Genomic DNA, 15,741 nt, shown 5'->3' on the forward strand with positions numbered 1-15,741 from the left:
GGCCCGTGCCGGACATCCCGCGTAAGCCATAACAAGCAAGCCGGGAGGGCCCCAAATGTCCACTGCCACGCCCAACGTCCGCGTTCTCGCGACCGACCTCGAATTTCCCGAAGGGCCGGTCGTGATGCCCGATGGCTCGGTGGTGTTGGTGGAAATCCGGGGACAGCGCCTGACCCGCGTTTATCCCGACGGTCGCAAGGAGATCGTCGCGAAGGTGCCGGGCGGACCCAACGGCGCCGCGCTCGGACCTGACGGCAAGATCTACATCTGCAACAACGGCGGTTTCTCCTGGATCCCGACCCGCAACATGATCATGCCGGGCCCGCAGCCGGAGGATTATCTCGGCGGCTCGATCCAGCGCGTCGATCTGCAAACGGGCAAGGTCGAGACCATCGTCACCAGATGCGGCGAGCACGACCTGCGCGGGCCGAATGATCTCGTGTTCGACAAGCAAGGCGGCCTGTGGTTCTCCGATCTCGGCAAGCGCCGGGCGCGCGAGATGGATGTCGGCGGCATATACTATCTCAAGCCCGGCATGACCGAGATCGTCGAGGTCGTGCACGGCATATTGCCGGCCAACGGCATTGGCCTCTCGCCGGACGAGAACATCGTCTACATCGCGGAGACGCCGACCGGCCGGCTCTGGGCCTATGAGCTCTCCGCGCCCGGCACGCTGAAGCCGCGCGACGTGATCTATCGCGGCGAACGCGGCAAGCCGATCTGCGGCCTCGGCGGTTACCAGATGTTCGACTCGCTCGCGGTCGAGGCGAACGGCAATGTCTGCGTCGCCACGCTGGTCTCAGGCTGCATCTCGGTGATCGCACCCGACGGCACCCTGGTCGAGCAGGTCCCGACCGGCGATCGCGTCACCACCAACATCGCCTTCGGCGGCCCCGAGCTGAAGACTGCTTATATCACGCTCTCGGGCAAGGGCGAGCTCGTCGCCATGGATTGGCCGCGCAGTGGTTTACCTCTCAATTTCCTAAACAAGTAAACGGTGCTAGTGACCGTCGTTGCGAGCGGAGCTAAGCAATCCAGGAATGCCTCTGCGGAGTTAGTCTGGATTGCTTCGCTTCGCTCGCCATGACAACGGAGAGAGACTTCAATGCCCTGGCCTGATCCCATCACCCTGCGCGGACAGCACGCTCGTCTCGAGCCGCTGTCGAAAGAGCATCTTCCGGGCCTGACGGAGGCGGTGAAGGACGGCGAGCTGTCAAAGCTCTGGTACACGGCAATCCCGCTGCCGGAGAACATGGGCAAGGAGATCGACCGCCGCCTGGGCCTGCAGGCCGCAGGCTCCATGCTGCCGTTCACGGTCTTCGACGCTGGCGGCAACATCGTCGGCATGACGACTTATATGAACATCGACGCCAACAACCGCCGCGTCGAGATCGGCTCGACCTGGTACGGCAAGAGCGCGCAGCGCGGCCCGCTCAACACCCAGTGCAAGCTGCTTTTGCTTCGGCACGCCTTCGAGACGCTGAATTGCATCGCGGTGGAATTCCGCACGCATTTTTTCAACCATCAGAGCCGCCGCGCCATCGAGCGCCTGGGCGCCAAGCAGGACGGCATCCTGCGCAGTCACCAGGTCGCGCCGAACGGCACCCTGCGCGACACCGTCGTATACAGCATCACCGCGGCTGAATGGCCGACAGTGAAGGCGCATCTGGAATATCAACTCAACGACAAGCCGCGCTAGGGGCGGCCGAGGCACCATGGATAGATTCGACTATGTGATCATCGGCGCGGGCTCTGCCGGTTGCATTCTCGCCTCCAGGCTCAGCGAAGATCCTGATGTCAGCGTCTGCGTGCTGGAGGCGGGGCCTTCCGACTGGCACCCCTACATCCATCTGCCGGCAGGTTTCATCAAGACCTTCCACATGAAGAGCATCAACTGGGCTTACCAGCAGGAGCCGGGCCCCTACACCGGCGGGCGCAGCATCTACGCGCCGCGCGGCAAGACGCTCGGCGGCTCGTCCTCGATCAACGGTCACATCTACAATCGCGGCCAGCGCATGGATTTCGACACCTGGGCGCAGATGGGCAATCGCGGCTGGAGCTATGCCGACGTGCTGCCCTACTTCCGGCGGCTGGAGAAGCGGGTCGGCGAGGGTGAGGCGCTCTATCGCGGCCGCGAGGGCAGCCTCACCGTCACCACCATGGACTGGCGCGATCCGCTCTGCGAGGCCTTCATGGAAGGCGCGGTCTCGCTCGGCATCCCGCGCAACCCCGACTACAACGGCAAGACGCAAGAGGGGGTGTCTTACTGCCAGCGCACCATCAACAACGGCCTCCGCGTCTCCGGAGCAACCGCGTTCCTCAAGCCCGCGATGAAGCGGCCGAACGTGCATGTGCACACCCATGCGCACGCGACCGAGATCATCTTCGAGGGCAAGCGCGCCGTCGGCGTGCGCTACATGAAGGGCGGCCGCGGCGGAACGCCTGTCGAAGTACGTGCCAACAAGGAAGTGATCCTCTCCGGCGGCACCTATAATTCGCCCCAGCTCTTGCAACTCTCCGGCATCGGCTCGCCCGATCTGTTGCAGCAGCACGGGATCGCGGTGCGCCACGCGCTGCCGGTCGGCGAAGGGCTGCAGGACCACTATGCGCCGCGCACCGTGGCGCGCGTCAAGGACATCAAGACCATCAACGAGCTTCGCCGCGGCTGGCGTCTCTGGGTCGAGGCGATGAAATGGGCTACCCAGCGCAAGGGCCTGCTCTCGCTGTCACCGACCATGGTCTATTGCTTCTGGCATTCCGGCGAGAGCGCCGAGAGCTCCGACCTGCAACTCACCTTCACGCCGGCTTCTTACAAGGAAGGCGTGCAGGGCCAGCTCGAGGACGAACCCGGCATGACGGTCGCCTCCTGGCAGCAGCGCCCGGAGAGCCGCGGCTATGTCCATATCCGCTCGTCAGATCCCTTTGCGCCGCCGATCATCCAGACCAATTATCTTGATGCCGAGCTCGATCGCCGCGTCATCGTCGGCGGCATGAAGCTCGCGCGGCGCCTTTTGAAGTCCGCGCCGCTGTCGCCCTATTACGCCTATGAGGATTTCCCCGGCCCCAACGTCAACAGCGACGACGAATTCTTGCACGCCGCCACCGAGCGCGGCACCACCACCTTCCACCCCGGCTGTACCTGCCGCATGGGCCCGGCGGATTCGACCTGGGCCGTCGTCGACGACCAGCTCCGCGTCCACGGCCTCGAAGGGTTGCGGGTGATCGACGCCTCGGTCATGCCCCGCATGATCTCGGCCAACCTCAACGCCTCGACCATGATGATCGCCGACCGCGCCTCGGACCTGATCCGTGGCAAGGCACCCATGGAAGCCGCAAGAATTCCGGACGCCGCGGTGGCGTAGGGCACTTGGTAGGGTGGGTAAGGCTGACCCAAACCCACCCTAATACGTCGTAGTCACATGAGCACGCGAGTCGGAGAGCGACGCCGTCGCCCCTCGGCAATGACGATGTAAACAGAGCCGCGAATGCTTCTCTGGCGTCGTCCTGGCGAAAGCCAGGACCCGTTACCCAGGGAGGGTTTTGCGAAAACTGTTCGGTACTCCGACGATCAGCAATCGATAGAGCATGCGGCATGGGTCCTGGCTTTCGCCAGGACGACACCGGCAGTGTGACTAGCCGCGTGCCTCAAACTTCCCGTCGGCTCAAGAACGCCAGCCGCTCGAACAGATGCACGTCCTGCTCGTTCTTGAGCAGCGCGCCGTGCAGCGGCGGGATCAGTTTGCGTGGGTCGCGTTCGCGCAGTTGCTCGACGCTCATGTCTTCGTTGAGCAGCAGCTTGAGCCAGTCGAGCAGCTCCGACGTCGACGGCTTCTTCTTCAAGCCGGGCACCTCGCGGACCTCGAAGAAGATGCGCAGCGCTTCTTCCACCAGACGCTTCTTGATGCCGGGGAAGTGGACGTCGACGATGCGGCCCATTGTGTCGGCGTCGGGGAACTTGATGTAGTGGAAGAAGCAGCGGCGCAGGAAGGCGTCCGGCAGCTCCTTCTCGTTGTTGGAGGTGATCATCATGATCGGGCGCTGCTTGGCCTTGATGGTCTCCCCGGTCTCGTAGACATGGAATTCCATGCGGTCGAGTTCGAGCAGAAGATCGTTCGGGAATTCGATGTCGGCCTTGTCGATCTCGTCGATCAAGAGCACCGGGCGCTGCTCGGCGGTGAAGGCTTCCCACAGCTTGCCGCGCTTGATGTAGTTCTTGATGTCGGACACCCTGCTGTCGCCGAGCTGGCTGTCGCGCAGGCGCGACACGGCATCGTATTCGTAGAGGCCCTGCTGCGCCTTGGTGGTGGACTTGATGTGCCAGGTCAGCAGCGGCGCGTTCAGCGCTTTCGCCACTTCCTCCGCCAGCACCGTCTTGCCGGTGCCGGGCTCGCCCTTCACCAGGAGCGGGCGCTCCAGCACGATCGAGGCGTTGACGGCGACCTTGAGATCGTCGGTCGCAACATAATCCTTGGTGCCCGTAAATTTCATTTCGCGTCCTTGTTGGTCGTCGTCCGGAGCTCTGTCCCGGTCGCGACAAGGGAACGGCCGCGGATGGCGGCCGTTCCTGGTTCGGTCAGGCTTTCAGACCCGTCTTATCAGCGAAAGGATCACCAGCACAATCACCGCGCCGATCGTGGCATCGACGATGGCGCCGAACGTGCCGGTGGCGAGCTCGATGTGCAGCTGCGGCAGCACCCAGCTCGCCACCAGCGCGCCGATGATGCCGACCACGATGTTGCCGATCAGCCCAAATCCCGCCCCGTGGACAATCTTGCCGGCAAGCCAGCCGGCGATCGCGCCGATGATCAGTGCTGCGATAATTCCCATTGCAAACGTCCCCCAAACATCCCGTTGAAGCGGGCAATTCTAGAGGAAAAAGCCTCCCGGTCCAGCGTGGAACGCCGGTCTCCGCCCCTTGACGTTCGCCACCCGACGGGCAATCTGTCAGCCATGTTCCTGCAATTCTTCACTTCTCTGCGCGATGCGCAGGTCCCCGTGACGCTGCGCGAATACCTCACGCTGATGGAGGCGCTCGACGCTGACCTCGGCGACTATTCGGTCGAGAATTTCTACTATCTTTCGCGCGCCTCGCTGGTGAAGGACGAGCGCAATCTCGACAAGTTCGACCGCGTCTTCGGTACGGTGTTCAAGGGTCTGGAAAGCCTGCTCGATGCCATGGAGAAGGCGGAGATCCCCGAGGAGTGGCTGAAGAAGCTCGCCGAGAAATATCTCAGCGAGGAGGAGAAGAAGCAGATCGAGGCGATGGGCTGGGACAAGCTCATGGAGACGTTGAAGAAGCGCCTCGAGGAACAGAAGGGCCGACATCAGGGCGGCTCGAAATGGATCGGCACCGCCGGGACCTCGCCGTTCGGCGCGCATGGCTACAATCCCGAAGGCGTGCGCATCGGTCAGGAGAAGAACCGCAACAACCGCGCCGTGAAGGTGTGGGACAAACGCGAGTTCAAGGATCTCGACGGCAATGTCGAGCTCGGCATTCGCAACATCAAGGTGGCGCTGCGCCGCCTGCGCAAGTTCGCGCGCACCGGTGCGCCCGACGAGCTCGATCTCGACACCACCATTCGCGAGACCGCCAATCACGGCTATCTCGACGTCCACATGCGCCCCGAGCGGCGCAATGCGGTGAAGCTCTTGGTGTTCTTCGACATCGGCGGCTCCATGGATTCGCATATCGAGCAGGTCGAGGAGCTGTTCTCGGCGGCGAAGAGCGAGTTCAAGCACATGGAGTATTTCTACTTCCACAACTGCCTCTACGAGGGCGTGTGGAAGCAGAACAAGCGCCGCTTCACCGACCGCACGCCGACCTGGGACGTGCTGCACAAATACCCGCACGACTACAAGGTCGTGTTCGTCGGTGACGCCTCGATGTCGCCCTACGAGATCATGGTGCCCGGCGGCTCGGTCGAGCACGTCAACGAGGAGCCGGGCTCGGTCTGGCTCGATCGCATCATCCGCACCTATCCGCACACGGTGTGGCTCAATCCGGTTGCCCAGAAGCACTGGGACTATTCGGAATCCACCACGATCATCAAACGTATTTTCGCCAATCGCATGTACCCGATCACGATCGAGGGTCTGGAGAATGCGATGAAGGAATTGACGCACTAGCTCCACGCGCGGCCGACAAGAGGGAGAACCATATGCCCCAAAACATCACCCGCGGCATCAAGGCGCTGATCGACGAGGCCAATGCCGAGATCGAGACGCTCTCCGCCAAGGAGGCCATCGAGATCTCCAAGAACGGCGACGTCGTCATCGTCGATATCAGAGACCCCCGCGAGATCGAGCGCGACGGCCGCATTCCCGGCGCGTTCTCCTGCACCCGCGGCATGCTCGAATTCTGGATCGATCCGCAGAGCCCGTATGCAAAGCCGATCTTCCAGGAAGACAAGAAGTTCGTGTTCCACTGCGCCGGCGGCCTGCGCTCCGCGCTTGCGGCCAAGACTGCGCAGGACATGGGCCTCAAGCCCGTCGCCCACATCGCCGGCGGCTACGCCGCCTGGCGCGATGCCGGCGGCCCGACGGAGAAGTGGGAGCCGAAGAAGAAGGGGTGAGGGCCTCGCTCTCTCCACTCGTCATTCCGGGGCGCGACGAGGTCGCGAGCCCGGAATCCATTCATCTACCAACGCTGCCGCACGATGGATTCCGGCTCGTGCTGCGCGCGTCCCGGAATGACAAGAAAGACGTAGCATGACCACCGATCCCCTCGTTTCCACCGAATGGCTCGCCGCCCACGTCAACGATGCCAACGTTCGGGTGCTCGACGCCAGCTTCAAGCTGCCGGGCGTGCTGCCGCTGCCGAAGGATGACTATCTCGCCGCGCATCTGCCGGGCGCCGTGTTCTTCGACGTCGATGCGGTGTCGGACCATTCCAACCCGCTGCCGCACATGTATCCGAGCGCCGAGCAGTTCGGCCGCGATGTCGGCAATCTCGGCATCTCCGACACAGACACCGTCGTTATCTACGATGCCGGCGGCTGGGTCGCCGCGCCGCGCGCGTGGTGGATGTTCCTGGCCTTCGGACACAGCAATGTGCGCATCCTCAACGGCGGCTTGAAGAAATGGCGCGCAGAGGGGCGCCCTGTCGAGGGCGGTGAAGTGAAGCCGAAGCCCGCAAGCTTCAAGGCGAGCTTCGATCCGAGGCGCGTGCGCAGCATGCAGCAGCTGATTGCGAATCTCGAAAGCCCTGCCGAGCAGGTGATCGACGCCCGCGCCGCCGATCGTTTCGAAGGCCGCGCGCCCGAGCCGCGTGCAGGCATCCGTTCCGGCCACATCCCCCGCGCGCGCAACGTACCCTACAATCTGCTGTTCGATGCCCCGACCGGCATCATGAAGCCGCTCGAGGATCTCCGCGCAGCCTTCGTGAATGCCGGCGTCAAGCTCGATGCACCGATCGTGACGAGCTGCGGCTCCGGCGTCTCGGCAGGCGTGCTGACGCTCGCGCTTTATCGCCTGGGGATCACCGACACCGCGCTCTACGACGGCTCATGGTCGGAATGGGGCCAGGAGAAGGGCCCGCCGATCGCGACGGGGCCGGCGTAAGGTCAGCGCGCGCGAGTGGCCGTCGTGGCGAGCGTCTGCTGTGGCTGGCCGAACGGGTCGAGTGCCTGCTGGATCTGCTGCGGCGGTGGGCGCCGAACGACGCGGTGACGCTTCTTCGGCTTGTGCGCGCGCGGCTTGCTTTCTGGCCTAGCGCTGTCGGCCTTGGGCCTCGCCGGCGGATCCTTGCTGGCCGTGGCCGCAAGCTCGTTCAGCGCAGCTAAGCGGGCGGCGGCCATGTCGTTCACGCGCGAGGCCAATGCCGGTGTCGCGGTTCGCGGCACGTCGGTGGCGGACATTGCCGGGGCCGGCGGCGGCGCGGCGATGGAAACGGTCGTGTCGGCCGTGGCGAGCGTGTCGGTCGGCGCGGGAGAAGCAGCCTCAATCTTGGCCGGCTCGGGGACCGGTGCTTCGGTGGCGGGCGGAGCCGTCTCCACAGCCGGCGCGATCGCCGCGACCTGAGCCTCAGGTTGGGATTCGAGCGTCACCGCGGCCATCTGCGCGGGATCGGTCTCGACGGCGGGCAGGGCGATGCTCGGGATCTGGTCCTGCATCGCAGGTGTCGCCTCATCGGGGACCTGCGCGACCGGCTCAACGCGCAACGCTGCGAGCACCGGCCGGGCCGGTTCGGGCGCTTGCGCGAACACCTGCTCCTGCGGACCGTTCCGCCAGGCCGGGTTATTGACATACTGCTCGTGGGTCGCCCGGAGCAGCGAGGCGGCGCCCAAGCCGAACACCAGGATGGAGGTAGACAGCAGGATCGCGCCAAGCAGGAAGCGGAAGCCGGGAAGCATCGAAGGGTTACGAATTTCCGCCCCGGCGGCGTATGGCCGGGGCCCATGAGCCATCTGAACGCGGTGACGGTACTGCTTGCCGCGTTCGCCACGCGGGGGATTCGAGCTCAAAGCGGTGGCGAATCAGGCTGATTCGAACATATCGCAACGTCTCCGCGCCGTTCCGTAAAAAACGGGGTGGAGAACTCCGGCATTCTACGGCGTGATGCGATTTCCGCCCCGTGATGCAACGGGGCAACTGTGTGCGATTGCATCACAAATCGCAAAATCAGGCACAAATCAGCCTGTTGTGTCTTGAATGTGCCGCTATCTTCGGTCATCTGGCCCATGACGGCCTGGACGGGGCCCGGGGACGACACAAGAGCGATGATGATCAAACATTTTCTGACGATATGCGCTGCCGCAACGGTCGCTGCGGCGGGAACCTCGCTTGTGCAGGCCCAGAGCTATCCGGTCCAGCAGGCGCCGAGTTACGGCGCCCCCGCTGAATACCGGCCCGGTGACCGCACGCCGAATTTCGACGCGCTGGAAGATGATGACGACGCGGCGCCGCAGGCTGCGCTGCCGCCGCCGGGGCCGAACGGCCCGATCACTTCGCCGGACGATCCGCGCTACGGACGCCCGGCCGGTGGTCCCCCGGTCTACTCCGCTGCCCCGCCGCAGGGCCCCGTGATGTCGCCGGATGATCCTCGCTACGGCCGTCCGGCTGGCGCGCCGCCGGTTTATTCCGCCGCGCCGCCGCAAGGGCCGGTGATGTCGCCCGACGATCCCCGTTACGGCCGCCCCGCGGCTCCGCCTCCGGTGATCTATGCCGACCGTCCGGGCCAGGCGCCCGCTAACGACGGCATGCGTCCGCCCGAGGCCGTTAGCGGCCCGGCTGCGACCGGAGCGGTCTCGCCGCAACCCGGCGCCGGTGGCCGGCCGATGTCGGTTGCTTCGCTGCCGCCCGAGGAGCAGCCCGACGCCGCGCCAGCGCAGCTGTCTCCGAACCTGCGCCGCCAGGAAGTCGCGTTCCAAACCAAGGAGCCCGCCGGCACCATCGTGGTCGATACGCCGAACACCTACCTCTATTACGTCCTCGGCAATGGCCGCGCGATCCGCTACGGCGTCCGTGTCGGCCGCGACGGCTTCACCTGGACCGGCGTGCAGAAGATCACCCGCAAGGCCGAGTGGCCGGATTGGCATCCGCCGGCGGAAATGATCGAGCGCCAGCCCTATCTGCCGCGCTTCATGGCCGGCGGCGAAGGCAATCCGCTCGGCGCCCGCGCCATGTATCTCGGCTCGACCGTCTACCGTATCCACGGCACCAACCAGCCCTCGACGATCGGCAAGTTCGTCTCCTCCGGCTGCATCGGCATGCTGAACGAGGACGTCTCGGACCTGTTCGATCGCGTCAAGGTCGGCACCCGCGTCGTGGTGCTGCCGGGCGGTCCGGCGCCGGGAACGGCGACGGCTTCCGCGGCGCCGACGCCGGGCGCTGCTGGTCCGGCTCCGATGGCCGCCCAGGCCGGCCCGGTTCCAGGGACCCAGCCGACCGTGGTGCCGCCGTTGCCCGCGCCGGTCACCGTGCGCTGAGCGCGGAGATCATTGAGATTGCGAAGGGCGTGCCGTCGGCGCGCCCTTCGTCGTTTCAGGCGAGCTTGCGCGGCAACTCACCGCCGTTGGTCCAGGCATCGATCGCCTCGACCATCTGGGCGTAATGCATGCGCAGCCCGTCTTCGGTCGCGTAGCCGAGGTGTGGCGTCAGCACGAGATTGTCGAGCTTGCGGAAGGGATGATCCACCGGCAGCGGTTCGACTGAGAACACGTCAAGGCCGGCCCCGGCGATCTTCTTCTGTTGCAAGGCCTCGAGCAGCGCCTGCTCGTCGACGATCGGCCCGCGCGCGGTGTTGACGAGGAAGGCCGTCGGCTTCATCCGCGCGAGATCCGCACGGCTGACCAGGCCCCGCGAACGCTCACTCAGCACCACATGGATGGTGATGATGTCGGCCTTGGCGAACAGCTCCTCCTTGGTGGCGTAGCCGACGCCCGCGCCCGCACACTTCTCCGGTGTCAGGTTCGGGCTCCAGGCGATCACGTTCATGCCGAAGGCCTTCGCAATGCCGGCCATCTTGGTGCCGAGCTTGCCGAGGCCGACGATGCCGAGCGTCATGCCCTCGATCTCGACGCCGGCAAAGGTCTGCCAGGGCTCGCCGGCATGCATGCGCGCGTTCTCGCGGCCGATGCCGCGGGTCAGTTCGAGGATCAGGCCCATGGTCAGCGGCGCGGTGGGGTCGCGCGAGTATTGCGTGCCGCCGATCGCGACGCCCTTTGCCTTGGCGGCCTCCATGTCGATCGCGGCATTGCGCATGCCTGACGTGAGCAGCAGCTTCAGGTTCGGCAGCTTGTCGAACAGGCCTTTGGGGAACGCGGTGCGCTCACGCATCGCGCAGATGATCTCGAAATCCGCCAGCGCGCCGGCCGTAGCCTGCTCGGAGGCGAAGGAGTGGGTGAACACGGTGATGTCGACGCGGTCGGACAGCTTCGACCACTGGGCGACGTCGAGGGCGAGGTTGAAATAGTCGTCGAGAATTGCACAGCGCAGCCGGCTCATCAGCGTTCATCCATGGCGAGGGGTGAAGGCGCGTGCGGGCGCCACCGTCGGACCGGGGCCATGGTTGCGCGCATTGGGGGCTGCGCGCAAGCAGCTTGCGTCTTCAAAAATCCGCAGCCGGCGACTAGCGGTCGCGGGGCTTGAGCCGGATCGGCGCATCCATGCCATGCTTGGCGCGCCAGGCGGGGCCGGGGCCGCGCATGTAGTGCAGTTCGGGCCGGTAGGGGCTGAAGGCGGTGGTGAAGAAGCGCTTCCAGAAGCCCTTGACCTCCGCGACGAACCCGGAGACGTGCCCGGCTTCTACCGGAACGTGATGAGAGGTGGTCTCGATCAGAGCCATGATGCGGCCTCGCTGTGCTCCCGGTCATTCTGAGCGGGTGGCGCTGTTTCCGCGCGAAACCGAGCTTTGGCTTGATTTATTAAAAGATGGTTTCAATTGTCCGGATCGGCGGCCGGATGGTGTCCGTTCCGTATTCATCCGTGGTGAACGGACGGAAAACGTTGCCCTTTCAGGGCGGGATCGCTACATCGGCGGCAAGCAAATTTCCTCAAATCGAAGGTTTCACGGGACCGATGGCGCGCCAGTTCATCTATTTCATGCAGGGCCTGACCAAGAGCTATCCGACCCGGAAGGTGCTCGATAACATCCATCTGAGCTTCTACCCGGACGCCAAGATCGGCGTACTCGGCGTCAACGGCTCGGGTAAATCGACGCTGCTCAGGATCATGGCCGGGCTCGACAAGGAGTACACCGGCGAGGCCTGGGTCGCCGAGGGCGCCCGCGTCGGTTACCTCGAGCAGGAGCCGCAGCTCGATCCCAAGCTGTCCGTGCGTGAGAATGTCATGCAGGGCGTCGCCAAGCAGAAGGCGATTCTCGACCGCTACAACGAGCTTGCGGTCAACTATTCGGACGAGACCGCCGACGAGATGACCAAGCTGCAGGATGAGATCGAGGCCCAGGGCCTCTGGGATCTCGACAGCAAGGTCGACCAGGCGATGGATGCGCTGCGCTGCCCTTCAGACGATGCCGATGTGACGAAACTTTCCGGTGGCGAGCGCCGCCGCGTCGCCTTGTGCCGGCTCTTGCTCGACCAGCCCGAGCTGCTGCTGCTGGACGAGCCGACCAACCATCTCGACGCCGAATCCGTGTCGTGGCTCGAAGGCCATCTGCGCAACTATCCCGGCGCCATTCTGATCGTCACCCACGATCGCTACTTCCTCGACAACGTCACGGGCTGGATCCTCGAGCTCGATCGCGGCCGTGGCATCCCCTACGAGGGCAATTACTCGTCCTGGCTGGTGCAGAAACAGAAGCGCCTGGAGCAGGAGGGCCGCGAGGACGCCGCACACCAGAAGACGCTGGCCCGCGAGCAGGAATGGGTCGCATCCTCGCCGAAGGCACGCCAGGCCAAATCCAAGGCGCGCTACCAGCGCTATGAAGAGCTGCTCAAGAAGGCGAGCGAGAAGCAGACCCAGACCGCGCAGATCATCATCCCGGTCGCCGAGCGGCTCGGCGCCAACGTCGTCGACTTCGAAGGCCTCAGCAAGGGCTTCGGCGATCGTCTCCTGATCGACAATCTCACCTTCAAGCTGCCGCCCGGCGGCATCGTCGGTGTGATCGGCCCCAACGGCGCCGGCAAGACCACGTTGTTCAGGATGATCACCGGCCAGGAAAAGCCCGACGCCGGTACGATCACGGTCGGCGAGACTGTTCATCTCGGCTATGTCGACCAGTCGCGCGATGCGCTCGACGGCAAGAAGACCGTGTGGGAGGAAATTTCAGGCGGCAACGAGCTGATCCTGCTCGGCAAGAAGGAAGTGAACTCGCGCGGCTATTGCTCGGCATTCAACTTCAAAGGCGCGGACCAGCAAAAGAAGGTCGGCGCGCTCTCGGGCGGTGAACGCAACCGCGTGCACCTCGCCAAGATGCTGAAGTCGGGCGCCAACGTGCTGCTGCTCGACGAACCGACCAATGACCTCGACGTCGACACGCTGCGCGCGCTCGAAGAGGCACTGGAGGATTTCGCCGGCTGCGCCGTCATCATCAGCCACGATCGCTGGTTTCTCGACCGCATCGCGACTCACATTCTGGCCTTCGAAGGCGACAGCCACGTTGAATGGTTTGAAGGCAACTTCCAGGACTACGAAAAGGACAAGATGCGCCGGCTCGGCCAGGACAGCATCATCCCGCACCGCGTGAAGTACAAGAAGCTGACGCGGTGATTGCGGCATGATGCGGCGGACGCTCATCGCTGCGGTGATCGTGGTCACCTGCGGCTGGTCGTCCGCGCACGCCGCCGATGCTGCGTTCACCCAGTTCATTGCTTCGCTCTGGCCGGAAGCGCAGGCCGCGGGTGTATCGCGCGCGGCCTTCGAAGAGCAAACGCGCGGGCTCGACCCGGATTACAAGCTGCCTGACCTGATCCTGCCGGGACGGCCCGCGACCGGCGCGCCGTCGCAGGCCGAGTTCGTGCAGGTGCCGGCCGACTACATCAAGGAAGCTTCGATCGCGCGGCTCGCGGGTGAGGGGCAACGGCTGCTGCAGAAATACAGCGCCGCGCTGGCGAAAATCGAGAAGAGCTCCGGCGTGCCTGCCACCGTGATGCTCGCGATCTGGGGGCGCGAGACCGATTACGGCCGCTATAAACTGCCTTACGATCTCGTCCGGGTGCTCGCGACGCAGGCCTATGTCGGCCGGCGCAAGGATACCTATCGCAATGAATTCATCCTCGCGCTGAAGATTCTCAGCGAGGGTGTGGTCACGCGCAAGGACTTGACCTCATCCTGGGCCGGCGCCACCGGGCTCACGCAGTTCCTGCCGTCCGAATATTACAAGCACGGCGTCGATTTCGACGGCGATGGTCGCATCGACATCTGGCACTCGGTGCCGGATGCGCTGGCGTCCGCGGCGCAGCAGCTCGTCAACAAGGGCTGGCAGAGCGGGGTGCGCTGGGCCTACGAGGTACAGGCGCCGGCGAAGGTCGATTGCACGATGGGCGTGCCGGAGGTGACGAAGCCGATCGGCCAGTGGTTGCGCGATGGCTTCGTGCCGGTGCGCGGGCAAAAGCTCAGTGCCGCGGAGCAGGCGGAGCCGGCCTCGTTGCTTCAGCCGGAAGGCATCTATGGTCCGTCGTTCCTGGCGACGAAGAACTACTTCGTCATCAAGGAATACAATTTCTCCGACCTCTACGTGCTGTTCGTCGGCCATCTCAGCGATCGCATGACGAGCCCGCTGCCCTTTGCGACGCCCTGGTCGGCATCGAAGCAATTGCGCACTCGGGATGTTGAGGCGATGCAGCGCGGGCTCACGCGCGTCGGGCTCTACAAGGACAAGGTCGACGGCAAGGCCGGCATGCAGACCCGTGCGGCGCTCGGCGCCTATCAGAAGTCGGCAGGTCTCAAGGTCGATTGCTGGCCCAGCGAAGAGGTGCTGCGTTCGATCCAGGCTGCGCGATAGCGCGGGACCAAAAGAAAAGCCCGGTCGAGGGTGCTCGACCGGGCTTCGATCGGGGCGCCCAAAAGCGCCGTGCGATCAGATCAGTAGCAAACGCGAACCGGGCGGATGACCCAGCCATAGCCGTCCCAATAGCGCTGGCGCTGCCAGTAGCAGGGCGGGGGCGGCGGGCCGGGCTCGGCGACGTAAACCGGGCCGCCATAGGCGGGACGGCTCGAGGCGATGGCGCCGCCAATGATCGCGCCGCCAAGCAGGCCGGCTGCGATGCCGGCACCGACGCCGTCGTGGGCCTGGGCGGACGGCGTGGCGGTCACCAGCGAACCGGCGATCGTCGCAACCGTGAGGGCGGCAACAATAGTCTTCTTCATGCTCTTGGCTCTCCTGGGAGAAGGACGTCCCTTGTTAGGAGCGTCCGGGGTTCAAAGGTTCACGCAGACTTTGATGGAATTGGCCTTGTGGCTAGGAAGCGCGCAAATGGTCAATCCACGGTAAACGCACACGGAGCTGTGACGAGAAAAAGCGGTCTTTTTCGGGCCCTGAGATGAACGGCCCCTCCGTAGCGAACCGGCCCTCTACGGACTCAGCCGCAGACCCGGACGCGGCGGATGCGCCAGGCATAGCCGTCCCAGAAGCGCTGTTTCTGCCAGACACAGCCACCGCCATAATAGTCGTCAGCGAGATAGCCGGGACCCGGCGCGTAGTAGCGGGGCGGGTAGTAGCCGGGTTCATAATAGCCCGGTCCAGGTCCGTAATAATACGGAGACGCCAGCGCACCGCCGACGATGGCGCCGCCGATGATCCCCGCGGCCACGCCGGCAGCGACACCGCGCTGTGCATGGGCCGGCGTTCCCGCCGTCAGGACCAGGGTTGCGGTGGCAGCGACTGCCATAAGCATCTTCTTCATCGGAGCGACCTTTCACAGCGAACGCGGAACTCTTGCGGCCAAAGTTCCATATTTCGCTTGAACGATCAATGAACGGTTCGTGGGCCGGGTGCGACCAAATGCTGGAAGGCACGGCTTTTTGCCCAGGAGACGACGATGAACATCCTCACCGATGCCCTGATCGCCTTCGGGGCCGTCGGCGTGATCGGCTATGCCCTGATGACCCATTTGCAGAGCCGAGCGCCGCGTCCGCGCGCCAGAGCAGGCGGCGACGGCGGAGGCGGTGACACTTATTCAGATACGCCGAACGACGGTTTCTCGCTGGGAAGCTGGTTTTCCAGCGACAGTTCCGGGAGCGCGACCGAGGGCAGCACCTGCTCGTCCAGCGATAGCAGCGGGGGCGGCGATTGCGGCGGAGGCGGCGACGGTGGAGGAGGCGGTGGCGGCGACTAGGACCGAT

17 protein-coding genes are annotated in these 15,741 nt (G+C 64.7%); 10 read left to right on the plus strand and 7 right to left on the minus strand.

Going from position 1 to position 15,741, the window contains the following annotated elements; translation table 11 throughout:
• Nucleotides 1–55 precede the first annotated feature (55 nt).
• The 3 genes from X265_RS09640 (at nt 56) to X265_RS09650 (ending at nt 3,362) form a co-directional block, all read left to right on the plus strand.
• The gene (locus tag X265_RS09640; RefSeq protein WP_128964606.1) at nt 56–994 is read left to right on the plus strand and encodes an SMP-30/gluconolactonase/LRE family protein; all 939 of its coding nucleotides are present in this window, start codon (nt 56–58) and stop codon (nt 992–994) included.
• Nucleotides 995–1,105: 111 nt separating this feature from the next.
• Nucleotides 1,106–1,699 carry a GNAT family N-acetyltransferase gene (locus X265_RS09645; protein ID WP_128964607.1) on the plus strand — a complete coding sequence of 198 codons (594 nt, stop codon included), beginning with the start codon at nt 1,106–1,108 and terminating at the stop codon, nt 1,697–1,699.
• Nucleotides 1,700–1,715: 16 nt separating this feature from the next.
• Nucleotides 1,716–3,362, plus strand: coding sequence for a GMC family oxidoreductase (locus X265_RS09650; protein ID WP_128964608.1), 1,647 nt, complete (start codon nt 1,716–1,718; stop codon nt 3,360–3,362).
• 283 nt (nt 3,363–3,645) lie between these two features.
• Here the strand turns inward: X265_RS09650 and X265_RS09655 are convergent, their stop codons facing one another.
• Nucleotides 3,646–4,488: an AAA family ATPase gene (locus X265_RS09655; protein WP_061027206.1), complete on the minus strand. Its 843-nt coding sequence runs from the start codon at nt 4,486–4,488 to the stop codon at nt 3,646–3,648.
• A 93-nt stretch (nt 4,489–4,581) separates the two neighbouring features.
• Nucleotides 4,582–4,827 (minus strand): GlsB/YeaQ/YmgE family stress response membrane protein, encoded by a 246-nt coding sequence (locus X265_RS09660; protein WP_092297730.1) that lies wholly within the window; start codon nt 4,825–4,827, stop codon nt 4,582–4,584.
• Between the two features lie 123 nt (nt 4,828–4,950).
• Between X265_RS09660 and X265_RS09665 the strand changes: the two genes are divergently transcribed.
• From X265_RS09665 to sseA, 3 genes are all read left to right on the plus strand, one after another.
• Entirely contained in the window at nt 4,951–6,126 is a 1,176-nt protein-coding gene (locus X265_RS09665) for a vWA domain-containing protein (RefSeq protein ID WP_128964609.1), read from the plus strand.
• A gap of 32 nt (nt 6,127–6,158) precedes the next feature.
• A complete protein-coding gene (locus X265_RS09670) occupies nt 6,159–6,572 on the plus strand; it encodes a rhodanese-like domain-containing protein (protein WP_128964610.1) in 414 nt (137 codons plus the stop codon).
• A 136-nt stretch (nt 6,573–6,708) separates the two neighbouring features.
• On the plus strand, nt 6,709–7,560 hold the full coding sequence (gene sseA / locus X265_RS09675; RefSeq protein ID WP_128964611.1) for a 3-mercaptopyruvate sulfurtransferase: 852 nt from the start codon (nt 6,709–6,711) through the stop codon (nt 7,558–7,560).
• Nucleotides 7,561–7,562: 2 nt separating this feature from the next.
• Here the strand turns inward: sseA and X265_RS09680 are convergent, their stop codons facing one another.
• The gene (locus X265_RS09680; protein ID WP_128964612.1) at nt 7,563–8,351 is read right to left on the minus strand and encodes a hypothetical protein; all 789 of its coding nucleotides are present in this window, start codon (nt 8,349–8,351) and stop codon (nt 7,563–7,565) included.
• 369 nt (nt 8,352–8,720) lie between these two features.
• Between X265_RS09680 and X265_RS09685 the strand changes: the two genes are divergently transcribed.
• Complete coding sequence (locus tag X265_RS09685) at nt 8,721–9,926, plus strand: L,D-transpeptidase (protein WP_164938987.1); 1,206 nt, start codon at nt 8,721–8,723, stop codon at nt 9,924–9,926.
• 55 nt (nt 9,927–9,981) lie between these two features.
• On the opposite strand, the gene X265_RS09690 is transcribed toward X265_RS09685, so the two are convergent.
• Together X265_RS09690 and X265_RS09695 are read right to left on the minus strand one after the other, a co-directional pair.
• Nucleotides 9,982–10,944 (minus strand): D-2-hydroxyacid dehydrogenase family protein, encoded by a 963-nt coding sequence (locus X265_RS09690; RefSeq protein ID WP_128964614.1) that lies wholly within the window; start codon nt 10,942–10,944, stop codon nt 9,982–9,984.
• A gap of 124 nt (nt 10,945–11,068) precedes the next feature.
• Entirely contained in the window at nt 11,069–11,284 is a 216-nt protein-coding gene (locus X265_RS09695; protein WP_128964615.1) for a hypothetical protein, read from the minus strand.
• A 233-nt stretch (nt 11,285–11,517) separates the two neighbouring features.
• Between X265_RS09695 and ettA the strand changes: the two genes are divergently transcribed.
• Both ettA and X265_RS09705 read left to right on the plus strand, forming a co-directional pair.
• Nucleotides 11,518–13,167: an energy-dependent translational throttle protein EttA gene (gene ettA / locus X265_RS09700; protein WP_128964616.1), complete on the plus strand. Its 1,650-nt coding sequence runs from the start codon at nt 11,518–11,520 to the stop codon at nt 13,165–13,167.
• A gap of 7 nt (nt 13,168–13,174) precedes the next feature.
• Complete coding sequence (locus tag X265_RS09705; RefSeq protein WP_128964617.1) at nt 13,175–14,401, plus strand: lytic murein transglycosylase; 1,227 nt, start codon at nt 13,175–13,177, stop codon at nt 14,399–14,401.
• Between the two features lie 80 nt (nt 14,402–14,481).
• Here the strand turns inward: X265_RS09705 and X265_RS09710 are convergent, their stop codons facing one another.
• Both X265_RS09710 and X265_RS09715 read right to left on the minus strand, forming a co-directional pair.
• Complete coding sequence (locus X265_RS09710; protein WP_128964618.1) at nt 14,482–14,766, minus strand: hypothetical protein; 285 nt, start codon at nt 14,764–14,766, stop codon at nt 14,482–14,484.
• A gap of 212 nt (nt 14,767–14,978) precedes the next feature.
• On the minus strand, nt 14,979–15,302 hold the full coding sequence (locus tag X265_RS09715) for a hypothetical protein (protein WP_128964619.1): 324 nt from the start codon (nt 15,300–15,302) through the stop codon (nt 14,979–14,981).
• A gap of 135 nt (nt 15,303–15,437) precedes the next feature.
• Here X265_RS09715 and X265_RS09720 point away from each other — a divergent pair, with 135 nt between their 5' ends.
• Nucleotides 15,438–15,734, plus strand: coding sequence for a hypothetical protein (locus X265_RS09720; RefSeq protein WP_128964620.1), 297 nt, complete (start codon nt 15,438–15,440; stop codon nt 15,732–15,734).
• Nucleotides 15,735–15,741 lie beyond the last annotated feature (7 nt).

This window comes from Bradyrhizobium guangdongense (genome assembly GCF_004114975.1).
GTDB classification, from domain to species: domain Bacteria; phylum Pseudomonadota; class Alphaproteobacteria; order Rhizobiales; family Xanthobacteraceae; genus Bradyrhizobium; species Bradyrhizobium guangdongense.